This window comes from Rhodoferax sp. GW821-FHT09E07, from assembly GCF_059416145.1.
Genome location: NZ_JBWKOP010000002.1, coordinates 78,937 through 99,588 on the forward strand (window position 1 = coordinate 78,937; position 20,652 = coordinate 99,588).

At 60.4% G+C, this 20,652-nt stretch carries 21 protein-coding genes; 9 read left to right on the forward strand and 12 right to left on the reverse strand.

Going from position 1 to position 20,652, the window contains the following annotated elements:
• The 5 genes from AC07OE_RS03590 to AC07OE_RS03610 form a co-directional block, all read right to left on the reverse strand.
• Positions 1 to 795 carry an ABC transporter ATP-binding protein gene (locus AC07OE_RS03590; protein WP_495069202.1) on the reverse strand — a complete coding sequence of 265 codons (795 nt, stop codon included), beginning with the start codon at positions 793 to 795 and terminating at the stop codon, positions 1 to 3.
• Positions 792 to 2,090 carry a branched-chain amino acid ABC transporter permease gene (locus AC07OE_RS03595; RefSeq protein ID WP_495069203.1) on the reverse strand — a complete coding sequence of 433 codons (1,299 nt, stop codon included), beginning with the start codon at positions 2,088 to 2,090 and terminating at the stop codon, positions 792 to 794. Before AC07OE_RS03595 ends, AC07OE_RS03590 begins: the two co-directional genes overlap by 4 nt.
• A 6-nt stretch (positions 2,091 to 2,096) precedes the next feature.
• Entirely contained in the window at positions 2,097 to 3,131 is a 1,035-nt protein-coding gene (locus AC07OE_RS03600) for a branched-chain amino acid ABC transporter permease (protein ID WP_495069204.1), read from the reverse strand.
• Positions 3,132 to 3,226: 95 nt separating this feature from the next.
• Positions 3,227 to 4,462 (reverse strand): branched-chain amino acid ABC transporter substrate-binding protein, encoded by a 1,236-nt coding sequence (locus AC07OE_RS03605; protein ID WP_495069205.1) that lies wholly within the window; start codon positions 4,460 to 4,462, stop codon positions 3,227 to 3,229.
• Between the two features lie 106 nt (positions 4,463 to 4,568).
• Positions 4,569 to 6,197 carry a 3-(methylthio)propionyl-CoA ligase gene (locus AC07OE_RS03610; protein ID WP_495069206.1) on the reverse strand — a complete coding sequence of 543 codons (1,629 nt, stop codon included), beginning with the start codon at positions 6,195 to 6,197 and terminating at the stop codon, positions 4,569 to 4,571.
• A gap of 139 nt (positions 6,198 to 6,336) precedes the next feature.
• On the opposite strand from AC07OE_RS03610, the gene AC07OE_RS03615 reads away from it, so the two are divergent.
• The 7 genes from AC07OE_RS03615 to AC07OE_RS03645 all read left to right on the forward strand — a co-directional run bounded on the left by AC07OE_RS03615 (position 6,337) and on the right by AC07OE_RS03645 (position 12,364).
• The gene (locus AC07OE_RS03615) at positions 6,337 to 7,821 is read left to right on the forward strand and encodes a protein adenylyltransferase SelO (protein ID WP_495069207.1); all 1,485 of its coding nucleotides are present in this window, start codon (positions 6,337 to 6,339) and stop codon (positions 7,819 to 7,821) included.
• Positions 7,822 to 7,856: 35 nt separating this feature from the next.
• A complete protein-coding gene (msrB, locus tag AC07OE_RS03620; RefSeq protein WP_495069208.1) occupies positions 7,857 to 8,264 on the forward strand; it encodes a peptide-methionine (R)-S-oxide reductase MsrB in 408 nt (135 codons plus the stop codon).
• Positions 8,261 to 8,842 (forward strand): septation protein A, encoded by a 582-nt coding sequence (locus AC07OE_RS03625; RefSeq protein WP_495069209.1) that lies wholly within the window; start codon positions 8,261 to 8,263, stop codon positions 8,840 to 8,842. Before msrB ends, AC07OE_RS03625 begins: the two co-directional genes overlap by 4 nt.
• Positions 8,839 to 9,141 carry a BolA family protein gene (locus tag AC07OE_RS03630; protein WP_495069210.1) on the forward strand — a complete coding sequence of 101 codons (303 nt, stop codon included), beginning with the start codon at positions 8,839 to 8,841 and terminating at the stop codon, positions 9,139 to 9,141. Before AC07OE_RS03625 ends, AC07OE_RS03630 begins: the two co-directional genes overlap by 4 nt.
• A 25-nt stretch (positions 9,142 to 9,166) precedes the next feature.
• Positions 9,167 to 9,949, forward strand: a complete 783-nt coding sequence (locus AC07OE_RS03635) for a peptidylprolyl isomerase (RefSeq protein WP_495069211.1) — start codon at positions 9,167 to 9,169, stop codon at positions 9,947 to 9,949.
• 82 nt (positions 9,950 to 10,031) lie between these two features.
• Positions 10,032 to 10,796, forward strand: a complete 765-nt coding sequence (locus AC07OE_RS03640) for a FliA/WhiG family RNA polymerase sigma factor (protein ID WP_495069212.1) — start codon at positions 10,032 to 10,034, stop codon at positions 10,794 to 10,796.
• A 161-nt stretch (positions 10,797 to 10,957) separates the two neighbouring features.
• Entirely contained in the window at positions 10,958 to 12,364 is a 1,407-nt protein-coding gene (locus AC07OE_RS03645; protein WP_495069213.1) for a hypothetical protein, read from the forward strand.
• A 2-nt stretch (positions 12,365 to 12,366) separates the two neighbouring features.
• Here the strand turns inward: AC07OE_RS03645 and AC07OE_RS03650 are convergent, their stop codons facing one another.
• The 5 genes from AC07OE_RS03650 to AC07OE_RS03670 all read right to left on the reverse strand — a co-directional run bounded on the left by AC07OE_RS03650 (position 12,367) and on the right by AC07OE_RS03670 (position 16,076).
• Complete coding sequence (locus AC07OE_RS03650; RefSeq protein WP_495069214.1) at positions 12,367 to 12,696, reverse strand: hypothetical protein; 330 nt, start codon at positions 12,694 to 12,696, stop codon at positions 12,367 to 12,369.
• Positions 12,697 to 12,711: 15 nt separating this feature from the next.
• A complete protein-coding gene (locus tag AC07OE_RS03655) occupies positions 12,712 to 13,161 on the reverse strand; it encodes a GtrA family protein (protein WP_495069215.1) in 450 nt (149 codons plus the stop codon).
• A complete protein-coding gene (locus tag AC07OE_RS03660; protein ID WP_495069216.1) occupies positions 13,148 to 14,092 on the reverse strand; it encodes a glycosyltransferase family 2 protein in 945 nt (314 codons plus the stop codon). Before AC07OE_RS03660 ends, AC07OE_RS03655 begins: the two co-directional genes overlap by 14 nt.
• A 62-nt stretch (positions 14,093 to 14,154) precedes the next feature.
• The gene (locus tag AC07OE_RS03665) at positions 14,155 to 14,895 is read right to left on the reverse strand and encodes a heparan-alpha-glucosaminide N-acetyltransferase (protein WP_495069217.1); all 741 of its coding nucleotides are present in this window, start codon (positions 14,893 to 14,895) and stop codon (positions 14,155 to 14,157) included.
• On the reverse strand, positions 14,892 to 16,076 hold the full coding sequence (locus AC07OE_RS03670; protein WP_495069218.1) for an MFS transporter: 1,185 nt from the start codon (positions 16,074 to 16,076) through the stop codon (positions 14,892 to 14,894). The genes AC07OE_RS03665 and AC07OE_RS03670 overlap by 4 nt, the downstream gene beginning before the upstream one ends.
• Positions 16,077 to 16,116: 40 nt before the next feature.
• Here AC07OE_RS03670 and AC07OE_RS03675 point away from each other — a divergent pair, with 40 nt between their 5' ends.
• Positions 16,117 to 18,135, forward strand: a complete 2,019-nt coding sequence (locus tag AC07OE_RS03675; protein ID WP_495069219.1) for a peptidase U32 family protein — start codon at positions 16,117 to 16,119, stop codon at positions 18,133 to 18,135.
• Positions 18,136 to 18,239: 104 nt separating this feature from the next.
• Entirely contained in the window at positions 18,240 to 18,731 is a 492-nt protein-coding gene (locus tag AC07OE_RS03680; protein ID WP_495069220.1) for a cyclic nucleotide-binding domain-containing protein, read from the forward strand.
• Positions 18,732 to 18,739: 8 nt separating this feature from the next.
• On the opposite strand, the gene AC07OE_RS03685 is transcribed toward AC07OE_RS03680, so the two are convergent.
• Positions 18,740 to 19,633 (reverse strand): thioredoxin domain-containing protein, encoded by an 894-nt coding sequence (locus tag AC07OE_RS03685; RefSeq protein WP_495069221.1) that lies wholly within the window; start codon positions 19,631 to 19,633, stop codon positions 18,740 to 18,742.
• Between the two features lie 12 nt (positions 19,634 to 19,645).
• The gene (locus AC07OE_RS03690; RefSeq protein WP_495069222.1) at positions 19,646 to 20,407 is read right to left on the reverse strand and encodes a hypothetical protein; all 762 of its coding nucleotides are present in this window, start codon (positions 20,405 to 20,407) and stop codon (positions 19,646 to 19,648) included.
• Positions 20,408 to 20,652: the final 245 nt, after the last annotated feature.

Consider the following 20,652-nt stretch of genomic DNA (forward strand, 5'->3'; position numbering starts at 1 on the left):
TCAGTGTCCTCCCGCCTGTGCATCGGCCACTGAAGAGCCTAGATAGGCCTCTTGTACCCGGGCATTGGCCCGCACGGCGTCGGGCGTGTCGAAGGCAATCACCTCGCCATACACCACCACCGCAATCTTGTCGGCCAGGCCAAACACCACACCCATGTCATGCTCCACGGTCAGCAGGGTCTTGCCCTCGGTGACCTTTTTGATCAACGCAATGAAGCGCGAGGTTTCACTCTTGCTCATACCGGCAGTGGGTTCGTCCAGCAAGATTACGCTAGCGCCGCCGCCAATGGTGATGCCGATCTCCAGGGCGCGCTGCTCGGCGTAGGTCAGGTTGACGGCGAGCACATCACGCTTTTTGCCCAGGTTGATCATCTCCATCAGCTCTTCGGCCTTGTCGTTGGCATCGGTCAGGCCCGACAGGAACTTCAGGAAGGTGTACTTGTAGCCCAGGCTCCACAGCACGCTGCAGCGCAGGTTCTCGAACACGCTGAGATTGGGGAATATGTTGGTGATCTGGAAACTGCGGGACAGCCCCATGCGGTTGATCTCAAACGGTTTCTTGCCGTTGATGCGGTGGCCATGCAGCAATACGTCGCCGCTGCTGGGCTCAAAGCGCCCGCTAATGAGGTTGAACAACGTGGACTTGCCGGCGCCGTTGGGGCCAATGATGGCCACGCGTTCTCCGGCTTGCACCGCAATATTGACGCCACGGATGATCTCGGTTTTGCCGAATGCCTTGCGGACATCGCGCAACTCCAGTGCTGGCGTGGCGGTTGGGGGTGTGGCCAGACTCATAGGGCCTCCCTTCTCTTGATTTCTTTTTGTATGTCTTCCTGGATGTGTCCCCACTCCCGCACAAATTGCCGGCGGCACAGCTCAAAGAGTCCCGCTCCGGTCAAGGCCACAAACCCGGCGCCAAACCAGCTGTTGAGGTTGTTGGCGTTCAGGGTAGTGCCCAAAAAGTGCAATTCGGAGCCCATGGCGCCGTTGAGCTGCAGGTGGTAGATCATTTCCACCAGCGTAGCCACGCCAGCCAGGCCCACCAGCGCCGTGCCCGCCAGGCCGAAGTAGCCCACCCATAACCGGCGCAGCTTGCCAAAGGCGGCAACGCGCAGGTTCATCATGAGCAGGCTGGCCATGCCGCCGGGGGCGTACATCACCATGAACAGGAAGATGAGCCCGAGGTAGAGCAGCCAGGCCTTGGTGAACTCGCTGAACAAAACAAAGGCCAGCACCATGAGGATGGCGCCAATGATGGGACCGAAGAAGAAGGTGGCGCCGCCCAAAAAGGTGAACAGCAGGTAGGCGCCAGAGCGCGCGGCCCCGACCACTTCGGCATTCACGATTTCAAAGTTCAGCGCGCCCAGGCCGCCCGCAATACCCGCGAAGAAACCGGCAATGATGAAGGCCGTGTAGCGCACGCGCTGGGTGTTGTAGCCCACAAACTCCACGCGCTCGGGGTTGTCGCGCACGGCATTGAGCATGCGGCCCAGGGGCGTTTGGGTAAACGCAAACATCAGCACGACCGAGACAAAGGTGTAAACCGCGATCAGGTAATAGACCTGGATGGCCGGCCCATAGGTAATACCCATGAAGGCCTTGCCCACCACGCGATTGCCGGAGACACCGCCCTCCCCGCCAAAGAACTCGGGGACCATCAGCGACATGGCAAACACCAGTTCGCTAAGGCCCAGCGTGATCATGGCAAAGGTGTTGCCGGCCTTTCGGGTGGTCACGTAGCCGAACAAGGCCGCAAAGGCCATGCCGCCCAGTCCGCCGACCAGGGGGATCAGTGAAACAGGCAGCGGCAATGCGCCGGCGGAGACGCTGTTGAGGGCGTGAATGGAGACAAAGGCGCCCAAGCCACTGTACACCGCATGCCCGAAGCTCAGCATGCCGCCCTGCCCCAGCAGCATGTTGAAGGAGAGGCATGCAATGATGGCAATGCCCATCTGCGACAGCATGGTGATGGACAGGCCGCTGGTAAACACGAGCGGAGCCATCACCATGACCAGCGCAAACAGCCCCCAGATGAGGATGCGCCCAATGTTGAGAGGTTTGAAGGCGTAATAACGATTGGTAGCTTGCATAGTCAATCAGCCTTCCCGATTACCCAGAAGACCCTTGGGCCGGAAAATCAGGATCAGCACCAGAAACAGGTACGGAAGAATGGGAGCGACTTGCGAGATGGTCAGGTGCATCAGCGTGTTGCCGCGCACGCCATCGCTGAAGTGCAGGCCGGTAAGCTCCAGCACGCTGGCAACCGAGTAGTCAAACGCCACGGCAAAGGTCTGGATGACACCTATGAGCAAGGACGCCAGAAAGGCGCCCGAGAGGGAGCCCAGACCTCCTACCACGACCACCACAAAAATGATGGACCCCACCGTTGCCGCCATGGCGGGCTCGGTCAGGTAGGTGCTGCCACCGATGACGCCGGCCAGGCCCGCCAGTGCGGCGCCAAAGCCAAAGACCATCATGAAGACACGCGGTACGTTGTGGCCGAGGGACTCCACGGCCTCGGGATGCGTCAGCGACGCCTGAATCACCAGTCCGACGCGGGTGCGGGTGAGCAGCAGCCAGACCGACCCCAACATGATCAGCGCCACCAACATCATGAAAGCGCGGGTGGCCGGGAAGGGAGAGCAGACCACGCGCACCGCAGCGTCCGCCGCACTGCACATCTCGGCGGGCGCCGCACCCCAGAGAATTTGCAGACCATTGATCGAATGGTTGATCAGGGTAAAGGCAGGGCCCTGCAGTACGTCCGGTGGACGGAACTCCAGCGCGATGCGCCCCCAGACCAGCTGCACCAGTTCCAGAATCACGTAGGAGAGGCCAAAGGTGATCAGCAGTTCGGCCACATGCCCGAACTTGTGCACCTTGCGCAGGCACAGCCGCTCAAACAGTGCGCCCATGGCCCCCACCACGATGGGCGCGAGGATGAGTGCGGGCCAGAAGCCCACGACGCGGGACAGCGAGTAGCCCACGTAGGCGCCCAGCATGTAAAAGCTGGCGTGGGCAAAATTCAAAACGCCCATCATGCTGAAAATCAGCGTGAGCCCCGAACTCAACATGAACAACAGCAAGCCGTAGCTCAAGCCGTTGAGCATAGAGATGATGAAAAACTCCATTCCGACTGACCTTCCCTAGTGCGGTAAATCTCGCAGCAATTAAAAGAGCCCGCAACGGGTTACCCGAAGGGGCTCTTGGGTTTTGAAACTTCAGGTTAGCCTGGACGCTTCATCTGGCAGCTGGTGGGGGTGCTGGACACATAGTTCGGGTACTCCTTCACGGGTACCAGTGTCATGCCGGTGTTTTCAGGGCTGTAGGGGTACTTCTTGTCCGCTTTTTGCCAGACCGTGATGTACAGCGGTTGCTGCAACTGGTGATCGGTCTTGCGCATCTCCACTTCGCCGTTGAAGCTCTTGACTTTGAGCCCCTCCAGTGCAGCGGCGACCTTGACCGGGTCGGTCGACTTGGCCTGCGCCATGGCTGCGCCCAGCATTTCATAGATGCGCACGATGGAGCCGGTGTAGAAGTCGTCGTCGTACTTGGTCTTGAACTCTGTCATCCACTTGTCCATGGGCGCGCCCATGTTGTAGTGGGAATAAGCGACTTGGTACACACGGCCTGCGCCGCCCGTACCCAAGGCGGTGGGTGTTCCAGTCACCCCAGCGTAGTAGGTGTAGAACTTGCCGGTATAGCCACCTTCGTTGGCCGCCTTGATGAGCAGGGACAGGTCAGAACCCCAATTGCCGGTCACCACCGTGTCGGCGCCGGAGGCCTTGATCTTGGCGATGTAGGGGGCAAAGTCGCGCACTTGGGCGATGGGGTGGAGGTCTTCGCCCACGATCTGGATATCGGGCCGCTTGCGGGCCAGGGTTTCCTTGGTGTACTTGGCAACCTGGATGCCGTGCGAGTAGTTCTGGCCCAAGATGTAGACCTTCTTGATGTCCTTCTGGCTTTCCATGAAGCTGGACATGGCTTCCATCTTCATGGAGGTGTCCGCATCAAAACGGAAGTGCCAGTAGCTGCACTTGTTGTTGGTGAGGTCGGGGTCTACGGCGGAGTCGTTCAGGTAAATGACTTCCTTGCCAGGGTTGCGCTCGTTGTACTTGGTCACTGCGTCGGACAGGGCCAACGCCACCGATGATCCGTTGCCCTGGACGATGTAGCGCACACCCTGGTCGATGGCGGCTTTGAGTGCGTTCAGGCTTTCGGTAGGGCTGAGCTTGTTGTCAATGCCGGTGACTTCGAATTTCACACCCGCAGGGTTGCCGGCACCGCTGAATTTTTCAGCGAAAAACTGATAGCTTTTCAACTGGTTCGTTCCGACGGGTCCCATCAAGCCGGTCAAGGCATCAATGCGAACCATTTTGACGACTTCACCCTTCTGGGCCATTGCAGCGCTGGCGCATGCCACCAGGGTGGCGGCAGCGGCGATTTTCAAAGCAAATTTCATCGTTTGTCTCCTGTAATTCTTAAGTTTTGCAGCGTACATTTTTTTGTGCGGCGCAGCGCAAGGGTTTCCACCAACAGCTATCACCCATGCGACTGCGCGCACTGTTTTAGAGCGTAGGCAGGCGGTAATCCTTGAGCATTTCGCGCAACTTGGTCTTCTGCATTTTTCCGGTGCCGCCCAGTGGAATGGCATCTACAAACACCACGTCGTCCGGCACTTGCCACTTGGCAGTTTTGCCGTCGTAGAACGCGATCAGTTCATCGCGCGTGACCTCGGCGCCCGGCTTCTTGACCACCGCGATGATGGGGCGTTCGTCCCACTTTGGATGTTTCATGCCAATGCAGGCTGCCATGGCTACCGCGGGGTGCGCCATGGCGATGTTTTCGACGTCAATGGAACTGATCCACTCACCACCGGACTTGATCACGTCCTTGCTGCGGTCGGTGATCTGCATGTAGCCGTCGGAGTCAATGGTGGCCACGTCGCCGGTGGGGAACCAGCCATCGATCAGTGGCGCGCCGCCCTCGCCTTTGAAGTACTCGCTGATGATCCAGGGGCCCTTGACCAGCAGGTCTCCATAGGCCTTGCCATCCCAGGGCAATTCCTTGCCATCGTCCCCCACAATCTTCATGTCCACACCGTAGATGCCGCGGCCCTGCTTCAGGCGCACTTTCATCTTCTCGGCCGAGTCCATCGTCAGGTGCTTGTTTTTGAGCGTGCAGACGGTGCCCAGTGGCGACATCTCGGTCATGCCCCAGGCATGCAGCACCTCAACTCCATACACATCGTTGAAGGCGGTGATCATGGCGGGGGGGCAGGCCGACCCTCCAATGACCGTGCGCTTCAGGGTGGAGAACTTCAGGTTGCCGGCTTGCATGTGCGCAAGCATCATTTGCCACACTGTGGGCACGCCAGCGGCGAAGCTCACGCGCTCGGATTCGATGAGTTCAAAAATCGACTTGCCATCCATGGCCGGGCCGGGGAACACCAGTTTGGCACCAGTCATCGCGGCCGAATACGGCAGGCCCCAGGCATTGACGTGGAACATGGGTACCACGGGCAGCACCGAGTCACGTGCACTCATGTTCAGCGCGTCGGGCAGCGCGCCCGAGAACGCATGCAGGATGGTGGAGCGGTGGCTGTAGAGCGCGGCCTTGGGGTTGCCCGTGGTGCCGCTGGTGTAGCACATGCTGGATGCCGAGTTTTCGTCAAACTCGGGCCAGGTGTATTGCTCGGGCTGGCCGCCCATCCACGCCTCGTAGCTTTGCAGTCCCGGGATGCCGGTGTCTGCAGGCAGCTTGTCCGCGTCGCAAAGGGCAATGAAATGTTTGATGGTGGTGCAGCGGCTGTGCACGGCCTTGACGATGGGCAGGAAGGTCATGTCAAAGCACAGCACCTGGTCTTCAGCATGGTTGGCAATCCAGACGATCTGGTCCGGGTGCAGGCGCGGGTTCAGGGTATGCAGCACGCGGCCGGAACCGCTCACTCCAAAGTACAGTTCCAGATGGCGATAGCCGTTCCAGGCCAGGGTGGCCACCCGGTCGCTGAAGGCCAGGTCCATTTGGTCCAGCGCGTTGGCGACCTTGCGGGCACGTACCGCGACGTCTTTGTAGGTGTAGCGGTGGATATCGCCTTCGACCCGGCGGGACACGATTTCTCCCTCTCCATGGTGGCGTTCCGCGAAATCGATCAGCGAAGAAATCAGCAGCTGCTGACTTTGCATCAAACCCAACATGTGTCACCTCTTTGTATAAAAACAGTACATCGCGGCATTGCCCCTTGGAAGACCGGTGCTCGTGCGCGCGTGAACGCATGGTAATCCCGCCAAGCCCCCGAAAAATGTCTGCATTAGTCATATGCGGGACAATTCAGTCATGCCTATTTCGTCACATCTGGACGACCCGCTGGATGTGGGTCTGTCCTGGGTCAATCGCTTTGCCACGCTGGGCGATGACTTCTACGCCGCACTGTCCCCCACCCCGCTGCCAGCGCCCTATTGGGTAGGCCGCAGCACCAGCGCCGCGCAGGTCTGGGGTCTGGATTCGCAGTGGCTGCAGTCCGACGACGCGCTACAGGCCTTTACGGGCAACCGGCCGCTGGCGGGCGGCCTGCCGCTGGCCAGCGTTTACAGCGGCCACCAGTTTGGCCAATGGGCGGGCCAACTGGGCGATGGACGTGCCATCCTGCTGGGCGAAACGTCGGGCTGGGAGGTGCAGCTCAAGGGCGCGGGGCTCACCCCGTTTTCCCGTATGGGGGATGGGCGCGCGGTCTTGCGCAGCAGCATCCGGGAATTTCTGGGCAGCGAAGCCATGCACGGCCTGGGCATCCCCACCTCCCGCGCTCTGTGCGTGACAGGCTCGGACGCCCCGGTTCGGCGAGAGGAAGTGGAAACAGCGGCCGTGGTCACGCGGCTGGCACCCAGCTTTATCCGTTTTGGCCATTTCGAGCACTTTTGCCACCATGGGCACCATGACCAGCTCAAGGTACTGGCAGATTTTGTGATTGACCACCATTACCCGGCCTGTCGTGACGATGCCCGTTGGGGCGGCAACCCCTATGTAGCGCTGCTGGCCGCGGTGACTGAACGCACCGCACAGATGGTGGCGCAGTGGCAATCGGTCGGCTTTTGCCACGGCGTGATGAACACCGACAACATGAGCATCTTGGGGCTGACCATCGATTACGGCCCCTTCCAGTTCATGGACGCCTACGATCCGGGCCACATCTGCAACCATTCGGACCACCAGGGGCGCTACGCGTTCTACAAGCAGCCCAACGTCGCGTACTGGAACCTGTTTTGCCTGGGCCAAGCCTTGATGCCGCTGATTGCCGAGCAGGAACAGGCTATTGCAGCGCTGGAGACCTTCAAGGCCATCTATCCGCTGGCATTTGCCCAGCGCATGGCGGCCAAGCTGGGCTTTGCCGAGCTACAGGAAGCGCACCGCCTGCTGATCGAGGGCATCTTGAAGCTGCTGGCGGCCGACAAGGTGGACTTCAGCATCTTCTGGCGCCGTCTAAGCCACTGGGCGCGCGAACAACGCGCCGACGATACATCTGTGCGCGATCTGTTTCTGGACCGCGCCGGTTTCGATTTCTGGTTGCTATCGTATTCGGAGCTGCTTGCGCAGATTCCACGGGGGATAGCGGCCGATTTGATGCTCAAGATCAACCCCAAGTATGTGCTGCGGAACCATTTGGGTGAAGAAGCCATCCAAGCCGCCAAGCGCAAGGATTTCACCGTGGTGGCTGAGTTACTGAAAGTTTTGGAGCGCCCGTTCGACGAACACGAGGAGCATGCGGCCTGGGCCGACTTCCCGCCCGACTGGGCGGGCAGTATCGCCATCAGCTGCAGCTCCTGACCCCCTGCCCTGTTCACCCTTTTTAAGGACACCCCATGACCTATCCCGTAACCAAGACCGATGACGAATGGAAGACCCTGTTGGCCGAGAAAGGCGCCGAGCCCGTGGCCTTCCAGGTCACGCGCCATGCCGCCACCGAGCGCCCCTTCAGCGGCAAGTACGAACGCCAGTGGGCCGACGGCAGCTACCATTGCATCTGCTGCGGTAACACACTGTTCAGCTCGGACACCAAATTCGACGCGCACTGCGGCTGGCCCAGCTTTTCTCTGGCCGTTCCCGGAGCCATTACCGAGATCACCGACCGCAGCCACGGCATGGTGCGCGTGGAAACTGTTTGCAGCCAGTGCGGCGCGCACCTGGGCCATGTATTTGACGACGGTCCCACCGAGACCGGTCTGCGCTACTGCATGAATTCGGCCTCGCTACACTTCACGCCTGCATGAAAACCCTTCTCGACTTCATTCCCATCCTCCTGTTCTTCGCGGCCTACAAGCTGCACGCCTGGTTTGGCGTCGGCAAGGACGAGGCCATTTACTTCGCCACCCCGGTGCTTATGGCTGCCACGGTGGCGCAAATGGCCATCATTTATTGGATCGACCGTAAGCTCACAGCCCTGCAGAAGATCACGCTGGGCATGATTCTGGTCTTTGGCGGCATCACCCTGGCCCTGCATGACAAACGCTTCATCATGTGGAAGCCCACCGTGCTCTACGCAGGCATGGCGATTGCGCTGGCTGTGGCTATATGGGGCATGAAGAACAATTTCCTCAAATCCATGCTGGGCAGCCAGCTGGAGTTGCCGGATGCGGTGTGGCACAAGCTGAACGTGGCTTGGGTCGTGTACACCGCATTCATGGCCATCAGCAACGGATATGTGGCCATGTACTACAGCGAAGACGCCTGGGCCAACTTCAAACTCTGGGGCTATGTCTTCCCGCTGGCCTTTTTGATCGGCCAAGGCCTGTACATCGCGCCGCACCTGAAGAGCGACGAGCCCTCCGAGGACAGTCCCTCTCCATGAGCACCACTTCTTTGGCCTTGACCGCAGCCAACCTGACGCAGCGTCTGCGTGAACGGCTGGCCCCTACCCGTCTGGAAGTCCTGGACGAAAGCTACCAGCACGCGGGCCATGCAGGGGCCAACGACACGGGCCTTGGCACCCATTTCCGGGTGCGCATCGCTTCACAATTGTTTACAGGCAAGAGCCGCGTTGCACGGCATCGCCTTGTGTATGATGCGCTGCAAGATTTCATTGATCAGGGCCTGCATGCCCTGGCCATTGAGGCCGAAGACTCGCCCTCTGGCAGCACTCCCACTTGATAAAAGTATCCCTGAAGGAACCGGTATGAAGAAGCACATTTTGACCGCTCTGGCCGCAGCCACCCTGTTGGCAGCGTCGTCGGTCGCCCTGGCCCAGAACATTGCCATCGTGAATGGCAAGGCCGTTCCCAAGTCGCGTGTGGATGCGCTGGCCGAGCAGGTCAAGCGCTCCGGCCGTCCAGTGACGCCCGACATGGAAGGCCAGCTGAAGGAAGAAATCATCGCCCGCGAAATCTTCGTGCAGGAAGCCCAAGCCCGTGGCCTCGATGCGACTGACGACTACAAGAACCAGTTGGAACTGACCCGCCAGTCCATCCTCATTCGCGAGCTGTTCACTGACTTCCAAAAGAAGAACCCGGTGTCGGACGAAGAGGTCAAGGCCGAGTACGACAAGTTTGCCGCTGCCAATGCGGGCAAGGAATACCGCGCCCGTCATATCCTGGTAGCCAAGGAAGACCAGGCCAAGGCCATCATTGCCCAGTTGAAAAAGGGTGCGAAGTTTGAAGACATCGCCAAGAAGCAGTCCAAGGACCCCGGCTCTGGCGCCAACGGTGGTGACCTGGATTGGGCTGCCCCCAGCAACTACGTGAAAGAGTTCTCCGAAGCGTTGACGGCACTGTCCAAGGGCAAGATCACCGAGACCCCGGTGAAGACGCAGTTCGGTTACCACATCATTCGCCTGGACGACGTGCGCGACGCGCAGTTGCCCAAGTTTGAGGATGTGAAGCCACAGATCGCACAACAACTGGCCCAGCAAAAAATGGGCAAGTTCCAGGAAGACTTGCGCGCCAAGGCCAAAATCGAGTGACGGAATCTTTAGCCTGAATAGGCGGGATTTCTCAGCATAAAACGCGGCTTTGGCCGCGTTTTTTTGTTTTAGGCTACGGCCTATGACCACCAAGCACGACATCAGCCACCCCGCACAACAGCGGCTGGTGCAGCAGCACGTGCCTTTGGTGGGCAAGATTGCCCGCACCATGGCCCATGGCCTGCCAGCCCATGTGCTGACCGATGACCTGGTGCAAGACGGCATTCTGGGCTTGATTGACGCCATCATCCGCACCACGCGTGAGACCTCGGGCGCCGAGTTTGAACATTACCTGGCCCAGCGCGCTCGCGGCGCCATGCTGGACGGCCTGCGCGCCCTGGACCCCGCCACGCGCCAGATGCGCCGGGCCATGCGCCAGGTGGAGGCCACCATTCAGCTGCTGGGTCACCAACTGGGCCGTACACCGCTGGAACGCGAGGTGGCCGAGGCCATGCAAATGTCGCTGGAGGACTACCGGCGACTGCTACAGCAGGCCCATGGCTACCACTTGGTGTCGTTGGATGATCTGGAGGCGAATTCCGACTTGCACAGCTATTTGGAGCAATGTGCGGGCAACGACACCGACCCGCTGGCATTGCTGGAACGCGCAGCCTTTCGCAAGGCCCTGGCCCGCAGCCTGCTGACGCTTAGTACCCAAGCGCAGGAGCTGTTGAACCTGTACTACGTGGACGAGCACAAGATGCGCGAAATTGGCGATCAGATGGGCCTGAGCGAAGCCCGCGTTTCCCAGCTCCACGCCAGCGCCATCGCCGGCCTGCGTGCCCACATGCTGGACGCCGAGCAGTCCCAGCGGCTACTGCGGCCCCGTCGCGCGCAGCGCGACTGAATTCGCCTGCCACACGCCACGTGTGGTCCCCTGGGTGCTTGCTAACATCGGCGATTGCCTTTTTCCGAGTTACGGTCTTTATGCACATGCGTCGCCCTTTTTTCTTGGCAGTTCTTGCTACAGCCTTGGCGCTTGCACTTCTGCTGGTCCAGCACTGGGGAATGATGCTCTCCAATTCGGACGACCCCTGGATCACGCGCTCCTCGCTGGAACAGGTGTTTGAAACTGCGTCAGCGCAGGGACGGTTTTGGCTGATTCCCATTAACCTCATGGCGGGCCTGCCGTACAAGCTGGGCAGCTGGGGCGCTGCCAACGCCCTCAAGATGTTGGTCAACGGCCTGGTGCTAATCACCTTTGTTGTCTTCTGTATGCGTCTGACCAACCGATGGGTGGGGCTGCTCATGGGCCTGGTGTGGTTGGCGCTGATCGATGTCAGCCCAGGCTACTACAGCCCTTTCCACGGCTTCCTGATGATGTTCAACCTGCAGTTTGCCGTGCTGTTTGCCAGTTTTGCGCTGTATCTGGGCCAGCTCGACAGCCCGGACAAAACCGGTCCCATCGTTGCGCCCTTCCTGCTCTACGCCTTTGCCATGCTGGCTTACGAGCCCATGTTTTTCTACTCTGCCGCGTATCCAGCCCTGTTCCTCTACCGACATCTGCAGCGGCAGGCGGCGCCTCAGTCACTGGCCCATTGGGCGCAGCTGATTCGACAATTCACCGTTCGCAACTACCCGCTGGCCTTGGTGTTGTTGGCCTATGTGCTCTGCTATTTCGGGTACCGGCATTTCCAGCCCACCGCGGGCCGCGGTTTGGACAGCGGTGGCAGTCTGTGGGACATCGCCATCACGGTGTACAAGTTTTCCATCAATGGCTTCCACATCCAGTTCAAACCGCTGAACAACTACCTGCCCACGTTGTCCGAGCCGCACAACCTGGCGCTTGCGCTGGCATATGGGATCAGCATCGCCTTCGCCATGCTCCTGGTCTTGCCACGTGTGCAGGGTGAGGCGTATCCGCAGCGGCTCTATAGCAAGACGTCGATCACCGTGCTGCTGTTCTTTGTGTTCTGCCCCAATGTTTTGCTTGGCATGGTGGCCGCCTACCGCCAGTGGGCTGCGGAAGATCCTCACTACGTCGGCAATTACCTGAGCTCCTTCGCTCTGGCCATGGTGGTGACGCTCATGGTGCTGACGCAGGTGGGAGGCCTGCGCGCAAAACGCGAAAAGGTCCTGTTTGCCGCGGTGCTATTTCTGTTTTTCAGCTCTGCCTGCGACAACTATGTGCGGTGGAGCAACCTCGCGGAGATCAACCGCCGGGACAGCCAGCTCTGGTTCCAGGCCATCGCTCACCTGCAGGAGCGTGCCTACCCTGCCGATTCCACAACCAGCATATGCGCGAAGAATTCGCCGGAAAAGGTCTCTGGTGATGACCGCTACTGGTCCAGCTACCTGAGCGAGGTGCTACGCAGTCGCATCAGCTATACGTCCAAATCGCTGGGCGCAGCGCAGTGCGACGTGAACATGGATTTCAACACCTGGCGCTTTGCCAGCGCTGCACGCAAGCCCTGAACTTACTTCTGGGCACTCAGCATGGTGAGCCGGTCGCGGTAGCGTTTGATCACAGCCGCGTCGGCGTTGTGCATTTCCAGCAGACCAATGGCCAGCCGCATCTCACGGATGGCGAAGTCATACCGCTTTTCGCTTTCCCAGACTTCACTGGCCATGTACAGACCCTCAGGGTTTTGTACAAAAGACAGGATGAAGATGCGGTTGATCGCCGTGTCAAACCGCGTGAGACCGTCCGTATTCGGCGTTAAATAGGAAATCACCGCCGCTATGGCCACGGCAACCACCACCACCTTGGTGACAAAACTGGTACCGGTATTTTCTTGTGCACTCACGGGGAATATCCTTTTTTAAAGTGGGTCGTGTGTAGATAGGCGCGACGCAGGCTTAGCGTAGGTCCAGAAATGGTGGGCCAGAAAATTGTAGGGCGGCATCACCAGCACCACGGCTGCAATGCTGTACTGGTAGGAGAACCCCAGCCATTGCACCAGATGGCCAACGCCAGCAGACAATCCCAGGCCCCCCAAAGCCACTACGATGAATTTGGCAAGCACGCGCTGCTCCATCTGGGCAGAGAAGCTCCATAACGTATGGATGCAGTACGAAAACGCGGTGGCCACCGCAAACGCGAAGCCATTGGCCAAGCCTGAAGACGTATTGATCCAGTGCAACCAGGCCGTCGCGGATGCAATGTGCACCAGCGTGACCAGCACGCCAGAGACGGAAAACCGCACCATCCTGCGCAGCAGCGCGGGCGTCAACCAAGCAACTGCTGAGCGGCGGGCTTCACTGCCCGCCATATCGCTTGCGCACCACGTAGAGAGGACGACGCTTGGCCTCCATGTAGATGCGCCCTATGTATTCGCCAAGCATCCCCACGCTAACCAATTGCACGCTGCCAAAGAAGATGATGGCTACCATTAACGAGGCATAGCCCGGCAAGTCAATGCCCATCACCAGCGTCCGAATCACAATGAACAGGGCATAGGTGAGGCTGACCAAGGCCCCTACTCCACCGGCATAAGACCAGAACTTCAGGGGCGCAGAGCTGAAGCTGGTAATGCCTTCGAGTGCAAAGTTCCACAGCTTCCAGCCTGAGAATTTGGTCTCCCCCGCAGCGCGCGTACTCCTCGCGTAATCAATGGTCACTGCCTTGAACCCCACCCAGGCAAACAAGCCCTTCATAAAGCGCTGCTGCTCAGGCAATTGTTTGAGGGTGTCCACGACTACGCGGTCCATCAACCGGAAATCGCCCACGTTTTCTGGAATCTTCACGCTCGAAAACCGGTTGTGCACACGGTAGAACAGCTCGGCAGTTTTGCGTTTCAAATAGGAATCGCTGCTGCGGTCCACCCGGCGGGCCAAGACCACATCATGCCCACTCTGCCACTCCCGCACCATGTCGCGGATCAGTTCAGGCGGGTCTTGCAGATCTGCGTCCATGGGAATGACAGCATCACCAGTTGATGTGTCCAGCCCTGCAGTCAGTGCCGCCTCTTTGCCGAAATTGCGCGACAACTCAATGACGATGTAGCGTGGATCGCGATGGCTCAGGCCCACCAAGGCGGGCAGCGTGGCGTCCTTGCTGCCGTCGTCCACGCAGACAACCTCAAAGTCCACGCCATCGACCGTGTCCATGACCGTGTTCAGGGTGTCGTAAAAAACTTGGACGCCTGCTTCTTCGTTGTAAAACGGGACAACAATGGAAACGCGTTTGCGCAGTATGGTCATGAGAAATGTCGCCCTGTGGGATGGCGCAGATTCTAAGCGCTGCGCCGTGCGCAAGCCCTGTCTCAGAGGCTTAGGAAGGCCACCAACCACAACCCCGACAGCAACACCGGCTGGTGCAGCATGTAGTAGCTCAGGCTCCATCGCCCGAGCCTGCCTACAGGTGACAGGTGATGAAGCCATGTCCGTGGCGGCGGAAAGGCGCGCGGGCGGCGCAGCCACCATTGCATGGCTGCCATGCCCCACCACATCACGCCCAGCCAGGGGAAGATGGGCACATAGTCTTCGGTGATGGGTTTTACATTGACCAGACCCAGCCAGTTGAGCCACTTTTCATTGAAGAAAGTGCCCATAGCCCCCGTATCTATTGCGCGAGCAGCTATCGATTGCATAGCAATAGCGACCGCGCCCAGCGGCCACAGCCACCGGCCCCATGATGCAGTGAGGCGCACAATAACCAGCATCACCGCCATGCCGTGCAGCACGCCGAAGTAAATAAAGCTCTTGGGAAACATCAGCGCTGACCCGGCTGTCACCAGCAGCGCGCACAGCGCAATCTGTAACCAACGCCGCCCAAACCGCGCCCAACTCTGGCCCTGGTGCAGGGACAAGGCCTGCCCTGCCCCGGCGCACAGCAGGAACAGGCTCAGGATGCAGGTGCGCTGCCAGGTCCACAGCGGGTCGTTGTAGAAGTTCTGGTGGATGTAGCCGGCCTGGTTCAGGTCAAAGCAGAAGTGGAAGGCCGTCATCCACAGCAGGGCCAAGCCCCGCAGCGCGTCCAGACCATCCAGGCGTTGCGGAGTCATGGCTGCATGCGCGCGTAGTGGCGCTTGCCCCACAGCGCCAGGCCCGTACCCAGGCAGGCGCACAAGGCGGTTACACCGGCCAGACCCGGGCCACCCCAGATGGACACAGCGAGGGCAAACGTGGGTGGCCCCAGCGTGGAGCCCAGGTTACCCAACTGGGCTACCGCACCATTGGCACGGGCCTGCAGGGCGCTTTGGTCATTCAGATAGGGAATCAGCGCAAACGCACTGCCCCCCGCCACCCCGGCACTGAACATCAGCAGCAGCGCCACGGGCGGCAACCACCAGCCAAGCAGAACCCATGCCCCGGTTGTCAGCGCCACGGCCGCCACGACCATGAAAGCCGTGCGCACCAAGACCAAGGGTGAGAGCCAATACTGCGCCAACCAGCCCGCGCAAAAGGTGCCGGCCACGCTCATCAGCGGCAGCACCGCGGCCATCCACAGGCGGTCAGCCCCCGCCAGCGTCGGCACAAAGGTCAGCAAGGCAACGGCCATGAAGGTATAGCAGAGGAAGCACAAACCCGGCAGCGCCGTGGTCCAGTGGGTGTAGATGGCCACATGCTGCGCCAGCAGCGCAGATACGGCCGGGCGCGGATGGGTTCCTATACGCTCCTCATCGGCTGGCACCAGCAGCCACACCGCCACACTGGCCAGGGCCAGCACCGTGGCATGCAGATAAAACACCGCGCTCAGACCCAGTTGCGCTAGCACCAGGGGCAACACCGCCGCCGAAATGGCAAACGCGGCCCCCACAAACGTGCTCCACAGCCCCATGGCCACCGAGCGATGGGCGGGCCCGGCGCTGGCCGCCATCAGCGTGGGCGCTGCCACCACAACCGCCAAGTGCGAGGCACCTTCCAGCGCACGCGTGGCCCAAAACAAGGGAAAAGGCAGCAATAACGACTGCACCAGGGCCAGCACGGTGCCCAGGCCCAGACCGGTGAGCAGCAGGCGCCGGTAGCCAATGAAGGGGGCAAACAGGCCCATGGTCACGCCACAGACCAGGCCCACCACGCCCACGGTGGACAGTATCCAGCCCATGCTGGCGGCCGACACCGCGTAGTGGGTCTGCAGTGCCATGAAGGCCAGCGAGACCTTCGAGAACTGCATGGCGGCAACAATGCCGCACAGCCACAGCGTGATCACGCTGGGCCAATGGGTGGAGGGAGCTTTGGGCATGGGAAGCGCCGCAGTGTACAGGCTGGGATAATGCGGCCCCATGTCCTTGCAAGATTTCCAACTCGAACTGTTGGCCCCTGCCCGTACCGCTGACATCGGCATCGAAGCCGTGAACCACGGCGCCGATGCGGTCTACATCGGTGGCCCTGGCTTTGGCGCACGCTCTAGTGCCGACAACAGCCTGGCCGATATTGCGAAGCTGGTGCAGCATGCCCACCGCTTCAACAGCCGCATCTTTGTCACCATGAACACCATCCTGCGGGATGACGAGCTGGAGCCCGCGCGCAAACAGGCCTGGCAGCTGTACGAGGCGGGCGTGGACGCGCTCATCGTGCAGGACATGGGCCTGCTCCAGATCGACATGCCGCCCATCCAGCTGCACGCCAGCACCCAGACCGACATCCGCACGCCCGAAAAAGCGCGCTTTCTTCAGGATGCGGGCCTAAGCCAGATCGTCTTGGCGCGCGAGCTCACCCTGCCCCAGATCGCCGCCGTGCGCGCCGCCACCGACCCCGAGCGCTGCACGCTGGAGTTTTTCATCCACGGCGCGCTCTGCGTGGCCTACAGTGGCCAGTGCTATGTGAGCGCGGCCCATACCGGGCGCAGCGCCAACCGCGGCGAATGCAGCCAGGCCTGCCGCCTGCCCTACCAGGTGGTGGACAGCAAGGGCCGCTTTGTGGCGCACGACAAGCATGTGCTGTCCATGAAGGACAACAACCAGAGCGAAAACCTGGCCGCGCTGGTGGATGCCGGCATCCGCAGCTTCAAGATCGAGGGCCGCTACAAGGACATGGGCTACGTGAAAAACATCACCGCCCACTACCGCAAACTCTTGGACCGCCTGATCGAAGACCGCCAGTATTCGGACCAACCGCTGTCACGCTCCAGCAGCGGCAGCACCACCTTTACCTTCGAGCCCGACCCCAACCAGAACTTCAACCGCGAGTTCACCGATTACTTTGTGCAGGGCCGCAAGGAGGACATTGGCGCATTCGACACGCCCAAGAACCCCGGCCAAGCCATTGGCTATGTGACCAGGGTGAACGCCGACAGCGTGGACCTGGAGTTGAACGACCCCCGCAAGGCCCTGAGCAATGGCGACGGTCTGTGCTACTACGATTTGCAAAAGGAACTGGTGGGTCTGGCCATCAATCGCGCCGAGGCGATCAATGCCGCCAAGGGCCTGTGGCGCGTGTTCCCCAAGGACGCGCTGGCCGGTCTAAAGGATCTGCGCAAGGGCGTGGAAGTCAACCGCAACCGCGATGTGAACTGGGTGCGCGTGCTGGACAAGAAGAGCAGCGACCGGCGCATCGGCGTGTGGGCCACGCTGAACCAGACCGCACAGGGCTTGGCGTTGACCCTGACTGACGAAGACGGCTTTGTGGGCACGGCCCGGACCGACCTGCCAGCCGAGCGCGCCAAAGACCCAGATACCGCCGACGCCAGCAATCGCACCCAGATCAGCAAGTTGGGTGCTACGATTTTTGAAGCAATCTCCGTAGATATGACGGGGGCTAGTGGCCTCTTTGTGCCTGCATCGGTGCTCAACCCGCTGCGCCGTGAGGCGGTGGAGGCCCTGGAGCGTGCCCGCGCCGCCGGCTTCCAGCGCCTGCTGCCCGCCGCACCGGTAGAGCCGCCTGCCCCCTACCCCGAGGACACCCTGAGCTACCTGGCCAATGTGTTCAACCAGGCCGCGCACGCGTTCTATGCCAAGCACGGCGTGAAGGTGATTGCCCCGGCCTACGAGGCGATTGAAGAGCTGGGCGAGGTCAGCCTCATGATCACCAAACACTGTGTGCGCTTTTCGCTGAGCCTTTGCCCCAAGCAGGCCAAGGGCGTCACCGGCGTGCAGGGCCAGGTGAAGGCTGAGCCGCTGCAGCTCATCAACGGCAAGGAAAAACTCACGCTGCGCTTTGACTGCAAACCCTGCGAAATGCATGTGGTGGGCAAGATGAAGACAGGTGTGGCCAACCAGAGTCGCAAGGAACTGCTGGAAGCCCAGGCCGGCATTCCCATGACTTTCCACAAAACCCGGCCCAAGCAGGAGTTTGGCCACTGAAAGCTTCAGCGGCCCGCGCCCGGCGGGAAGCGCTGGACAGCGCGGGACATAACTGGGTACCCTATGCATGCGGCGACGCCTGTCGCCTGCAAGGAGAAACTGCCATGGCAACGTCCAGTTCTGCGCACAGTCCCCACGACGTCACCGCTTTGGTGGCGGCAATTGCCCGCAATGCGAGCGAAGGCACGCTGGGCAAGTTTCTGGAGGGTTACCGCTGGAGTGTGCTGACCCTGTATGTGCGGCCTGCCGCACTCCAGCGCGGGCAGCTGCTGATTGCCCAGGGCGCACGCGAACGGTCCCTGTACTTTCTGGAATCTGGTGACCTGAAGGTGGATATGAAGACCGACGCCGGTTTGGTGCACCTCGCCATCCTGGGCCCGGGCACCGTGGTCGGCGAAGGCGGTTTTTTCTCAGGCCTGCCGCGCAGTGCCTCGGTGGCCGCTTATAGCGACTGCAAGGTGTGGGAAATGGAGCAAACACGGTTTGCGGCCCTGGCCCACGAACACCCCTCGGTGGCCCTGGCGTTGAGCCAGGCCTTGGGCGCGGTGCTGGCCAGCCGCCTGCTGGATGTCAACAAGCGGCTGTCCGTGACCTGAACCCCTGGCTATTTGTACCAGCCGCGTGGACCGGCCTTGTCAGCCCGGAACTGCGCGTACTCTGTTGCGGGAAACACCGCGCGGTTCTTGGGATCCCAGAACTGTTTCTCGGCCCCGGTCTTGATCTGCTTGAGAAATGGTGTCAATTCCAGCTCTGCCACCATGGGTTGCCCATTGTCCGGCACCATGAAGGGGTAGCCCATCTCCTTGACACCCATGCTGCGCAGCACGATGCCCATGTCCCGCCGGTCCAGGTCGCTCAAGGTACACGCTGCGCTGTTGGCTTCGGAGGGGTATTGCTGGGCAGCTGTCAGCAACCCCTTGTGCCAGGTCGCAGCATTGTCAGTGGCGCACCAGATGTTGCGCACATTGTCTTGGCGGGCCCTCTCGGCGGGACGCAGGGTGGCCGGCACGATATAGAAGGTGGCGTCCACCTTGTCACCGGCACTCTCCAGCATGCGCTCCAGCTGAATGCAGTACGGGCAGTCGTACGCCGACAACAGCAGGATGCGGTTGGTGCCCTTGCCCCGCTTGAGGGCGATGAGTTTGTCAAACCGGATGTTGTGCAGGATGGCGTTGAGCACGCCGCTCTTCTCTTCGGCGCTGATGGGGGCCGGCTTGTTGACCGGCTGTGTCCACTGGGTGATCTGCCGGCCATCGGTCTCCAGAATCAGGCTCACCGACTCGCTCACGTAAAAAGGCGCCGAGTTGGGGCCGAAATCGATGCGGTACAAGTCCTGAAAGATGGTCTCGCTAACCCGCCCATTGTTGTAGAGCTTGGCAACTTCCGCGCTCACGCTTTTGATGTCCGCCTGGGCGGGCAATGCCATGAGCAGCACTGCCATCATGCCCAATATGGTCAACAAGGGACGACGCACACGCAGTGTGGCTGAAAGGAACATGGTGGGGGATCCTCAGAGTGCAGGTTTGGCTGCGCGGCTTTTTTCATCCTCCAACGCCTTGTTGCGTTGGGTGTCCAGCACCTTGTACCAGTCCATGAATGCGCTCACATCCATGGCAAATGACGCAAACTGGTCGGCCAAACCGTCCTGCCTGCTGGACTTGGCGGACACGCTGTAAATCGTGGTGCAGGCCGCTGTGGGGCCCACCGGGTAGTACAGGTAACCGGTCAAACCACCATTGCCACTGACGAAGTAGTCCTTCAGCGATTCAAAGCAATTGCCGTTGCGCGGCTTGTCGTAGACGTTGACCCATTCGATTTCCTTGCCGGCCTTGTCGTACATCCAATGCTGGCTGTAACCGGTGGCTTTGAGGCTGGCGGGGTCGTGCTTGCCGTACTTGGACGCTGCATCGGCAATGGCCTTGAGCGCCGGGCGGTCACCCGCGGGGTATTCATTCTTGGTAATCGCCCAGACCTTGTTGGTCAAGGGCGAGATGCTGAAATTCAGGTTCTTGGCCTGGTTGTTGAACTTGGGGTTGAAGGTGTAGTTGTCAAACGAGCCGGTCTTGCCATCGATGGTCAGCCGCAGGGTCATTTTGGCGGCGCTCACATACACCTGGTTTTGCAGGTCATTGTTGGCAATCTTTAGTGCTTCCTGTGCATCCATTCCCAGGCGAATGCCACCCACATCGGGCTCTGCCGCATGGGCCACGCCCATCAGACTCGCACCCATCGCCCACACCAGGGCCCATTGGCCCGCTGTCTTTGTTGTCATGTTCTCTCCCTTGCGCTTCGGATTAAAAAACGGCAGCCCCCCGAGCAGGTGCCATGCCGCGCGCAAGCTTATCGACCTGCCTCGTGGGGACTGGGAAAGCCATGGGCGTGAATTGCAACAATCTGTTTCTGCCTCGAATTTATTCCTTGAAAAGGTGAAAAAGTTGACTGCGCCACCGCGAGCGCCCAGGCGAAGCGCATGAAAAAAGGGCTGGTGAATACCAGCCCTTTTCTTTGGGGGATCGA